Origin of the sequence: Micromonospora sp. (assembly GCF_048594385.1) — a bacterium.
GTDB lineage: Bacteria > Actinomycetota > Actinomycetes > Mycobacteriales > Micromonosporaceae > Micromonospora > Micromonospora wenchangensis.
This window is the reverse complement of the sequence record NZ_JBMDWU010000622.1, coordinates 1-3,387: the sequence shown is the minus strand read 5'-3', so window position 1 is coordinate 3,387 and position 3,387 is coordinate 1. Positions and strand designations below refer to the sequence as shown.

Below are 3,387 nucleotides of genomic sequence, written 5' to 3'. Positions count from 1 at the left end.
CCCGGACTGCCCGGTCGTCGTGCTCGACGAGGAGGAGTGCTGGGCGCTGCTCGCCGGCGAGGAGCTCGGCCGGCTCGGCTACCGCCTCGTGGACGAGATCCACGTCGTCCCGGTCAACTACGGCCTGCACGAGGGGTCGCTGGTCGTGCGCACGGCGGCCGGCAACAAGCTGCTCGCCGCCGAGCTCGAGTCCGAGGTGGGCTTCGAGATCGACGGCGTCGGGAGCGACGAGGCATGGTCGGTGCTCGTCCGGGGCCGGCTGCGCCACCTCGACGAGCGCCGGGCCCGGCTCGTGGCGGATCACGTGCCGTCCTGGGTGCCGATGCTGCTGCGCTACGACGTGCTCGAGGTCGTCCCGGCGACCGTGACCGGCCGGCGCTTCTGGATCAGCCGGGGCTGACCGGCCGGACCTGGCCGGCGCGCAGCCAGCCCTGGTGCGACTCGACCTCGTGGTGTCCGCCGCCGGACGCCCACACGACCCAGGCCAGCCACTCCGCCCCGCCGATCGCCGGGAGTCCCCACCAGAACAGCAGCAGTCCCGGGTGCACGTCGAGGGAGTCCGGGCCGAGCCGCACCAGTACGTGCCGCGGCGCCCGCGGCGCCGGGGGAGGACCGCCTGCCAGCAGGTGCTCCGGCCGGGTCCATCCCTCCCGCACCCGCAGCGTCCCGCCGGGCTCGACGGCCGCCGTCATCGTCCAGGACTCGGTGCGCGGGCCCACCCGCCGGGTCGTCAGCTCCAGCCCCGGTCGTGCCCACCGCGGGTCGGGGGTCACGTTCACCCACACGTGGCGCGGGGTGGAGCTCGAGGGCGGCGACGACACCGCCTCAGATTAGAACATGTGTTCGAACGATCCGTCAGGAGGACTGGACCTGCGAGTGTCGGTCCTTGCCCGGCGTGCGTCTGCTGGCTCTACTGGCCTCACAGCCGGTCCCGGGCGGCGCCGTCCTCGTCCCCCCGGAGGCCGCACATGGAATGGAACGTCGTCTTCATCGCCGCCGTCGGCATCGCCGTGCTGGTGGGCATCTTCGTGTAGCGGCCCCGCGTCTCTCGCGGCGCCCTCACGAACCGGTCCCTGGCGCGGCCGGGTGTGCCGTCGCGCGGCGGCGGGCACAGCCCCTCTCGAGGCAGACGACTTTTCACGCCACGTCGGGTGATCAGTTCACTCGCACTGGGTGAATGTCCGTCTCGCCCGTGCCCCCGGCTGGAGTCATCAGCCGGGGGCACGACCAAGGCGTCCGGACAGTAGCCGGCGCCACCGACAACGGACGCGGAGGTTGACCGATGGCTCGACGTGCTGCGCAGGTCCAGCCCGGATCGGCGTCGAGCTTCGTCGTGTTCGTCGCGGTCTGCGCCGCGGGGGCGGCCCTGCTGCTGGCCATCATGGCGGCCGCCGACGGCCTCGCACTCCAGATCGCCAGCGGCTTCGGTGCGACCGCGCTGCTCGTGGTCGTGACGATGGCCTCGGTCGCCTACGCGATCCAGCGCCGGCGAGCCGCGACCGGTCAACTCGGGAGCTGAGCACGCCCCCTCCTGGAGGTGCTCACCGAAGGGCCGTCATGCTGGTCGCGGACGTACCTCTCCGGTTGATCGAACATCCGATCAACCCGAACCGACCACCTCGGTGCACGGGACAGATGCGCCGGCCTGCGGTTCGGTCGGACGGCGCACATCGACACCCGACGACGCCACCCCTCCGGGCGAGTTAGCGATCACCCCGCTCCGCGGTACCGCCCCGCCGTCGACGCGGCCCCACGAACGCGTCGACTCGCCGCCCCGGGCGGCGAGGCCGGGCCATCCGCCACACCGGGTGAGCGTCACCCGCGCTGGGGGGGTGGACCGGTCGTGGCCAGCGGGATCCTCCGCCGACGGACAGAGCCCCCGGCGTGAGTGCCGGGGGCTCTGCTCGCGGTTCGTCGTGGTCAGCGATCCTCGTGACCGCGCGCCAGGTCGTCGTCGAACGGCTCCCGGCTGCCCGACTTCGCCAGGCCCCGGCTGACCATGTAGCCGATGGTCAGCAGTGCGATGTAGAACCAGGCCTCCTGGGTGCCGAAGTCCGACCCCTCGTCGGCCACCGCGGAAGCGATCAGGATCCCGATCACCGCCAGGATGTAGAAGGCGAACTCGGTCGTCTTGTAGGAGGCTTTCGTCTCGGTGCTGATGCGGCGGGTCCGGGGGTAGGTGCCGGTCGCGCCCGCCTGAGTGTTCGTCATGGTGGATCCTCTCTGGGTTGGACCCGTACCCTTGGGGACGCGAGGCGTCGGGACGGGTCACGCAGTTGCTTAGCCGCGCTCCGGGTACCCCTCCGGCGTCTCGCCTAACGAAACCGGCTCTGAGACGGCGGGCACACGGCCGCCGGACCTCGGCCGGGAGCTCAGGTCGCGAACTCAGATGGTTCGACCGCCAGCCGTCGAGGCGCTCGAGGACTCATGCCGGTCTGGTCGCCGGCGTCAGCCCTCAGCACCGCGGCCGGCTCGCTCTCCAGGGATGCCTCCCGGCCGCGCTCGGCGTGGCCGACGCGGATGGTGGCTCCCCAGGAGCCAGATCGAGGATGACGTGGCACGCCCGCCCTGGCACGCCGCTACGAGACGTCGTCGGCATGCCCATCCGGGCGGCCGGCGTCGGGTTGACGCAGAGCGTCTATCGCCCAGGCCAGCAGTCCGGCCGCCCCGGCGACGGCGGGTCCGCGGATGCCGGCCCGCTCCGGTGTTGGGCTCGCTGACCCACGGCAGGGAGGCGGCGATGCGCATCCTCCTCTGATGGGGACCCCACGACGCTCGTCGGACACACGTCGACACGTGCCGTGGACGAAGAAGGCCCCTGCGCTGCGTCTCCGCAGTTCAGGGGCCTTGTCTTGCTGGTGGGCGATACTGGGTTTGAACCAGTGACCTCTTCCGTGTCAAGGAAGCGCGCTACCGCTGCGCCAATCGCCCGGGTCTTGAATTGTCGAGATGGACTGCATGGAGGTGGGTACGGGATTTGAACCCGTGTACACGGATTTGCAGTCCGTTGCCTCGCCTCTCGGCCAACCCACCGTGGAGGCCAAACCAGAGAGAGACCTCTCCGAGCGGACAACGAGACTCGAACTCGCGACCTCAACCTTGGCAAGGTTGCGCTCTACCAACTGAGCTATGTCCGCCTGCGCTCCGTCCGGTCTCCCGGTCGGCGTGCGTGAGAACAGTAGCCGATGCCCCAGACCATGCAAAATCCGCCCCCCGTCGGCGCGTTGCCCGCCGGAAACCCGTTGTTCACCGCACCTAGGGTGAGCCCATGCGCGCGTGGATCAACGGTCAGCTGCTGCCCGATGCGACCACTCCGGCGGTGCTCGTCAGCGACCACGGACTCACCGTGGGCGACGGCGTGTTCGAGGCGATCAAGGTCGTCGACGG

Annotated in this window: 5 protein-coding genes and 3 tRNA genes; 2 read left to right on the top strand and 6 right to left on the bottom strand. The window is 70.9% G+C overall.

Annotation, left to right across the window (positions count from 1 at the left end; translation table 11 throughout):
• Positions 1–400, top strand: a 400-nt coding sequence (locus tag ACOJTC_RS32625; RefSeq protein ID WP_420119764.1) for a pyridoxamine 5'-phosphate oxidase family protein, incomplete at its 5' end; no start/stop codon positions are given.
• Here the strand turns inward: ACOJTC_RS32625 and ACOJTC_RS32620 are convergent.
• Both ACOJTC_RS32620 and ACOJTC_RS32615 read right to left on the bottom strand, forming a co-directional pair.
• Positions 387–773 (bottom strand): hypothetical protein, encoded by a 387-nt coding sequence (locus ACOJTC_RS32620; RefSeq protein WP_420119763.1) that lies wholly within the window; start codon positions 771–773, stop codon positions 387–389. The genes ACOJTC_RS32625 and ACOJTC_RS32620 overlap by 14 nt on opposite strands.
• A gap of 146 nt (positions 774–919) precedes the next feature.
• Entirely contained in the window at positions 920–1,063 is a 144-nt protein-coding gene (locus tag ACOJTC_RS32615; protein ID WP_420119762.1) for a hypothetical protein, read from the bottom strand.
• Positions 1,064–1,282: 219 nt separating this feature from the next.
• Between ACOJTC_RS32615 and ACOJTC_RS32610 the strand changes: the two genes are divergently transcribed.
• Entirely contained in the window at positions 1,283–1,519 is a 237-nt protein-coding gene (locus ACOJTC_RS32610; RefSeq protein WP_420119761.1) for a hypothetical protein, read from the top strand.
• Between the two features lie 401 nt (positions 1,520–1,920).
• On the opposite strand, the gene ACOJTC_RS32605 is transcribed toward ACOJTC_RS32610, so the two are convergent.
• From ACOJTC_RS32605 to ACOJTC_RS32590, 4 genes are all read right to left on the bottom strand, one after another.
• The gene (locus tag ACOJTC_RS32605) at positions 1,921–2,211 is read right to left on the bottom strand and encodes a hypothetical protein (protein WP_420119760.1); all 291 of its coding nucleotides are present in this window, start codon (positions 2,209–2,211) and stop codon (positions 1,921–1,923) included.
• Positions 2,212–2,856: 645 nt separating this feature from the next.
• Positions 2,857–2,931, bottom strand: a tRNA-Val gene (locus tag ACOJTC_RS32600).
• A 28-nt stretch (positions 2,932–2,959) separates the two neighbouring features.
• A tRNA-Cys gene (locus ACOJTC_RS32595) sits at positions 2,960–3,033 on the bottom strand.
• 31 nt (positions 3,034–3,064) lie between these two features.
• A tRNA-Gly gene (locus tag ACOJTC_RS32590) sits at positions 3,065–3,137 on the bottom strand.
• Between the last annotated feature and the right edge of the window lie 250 nt (positions 3,138–3,387).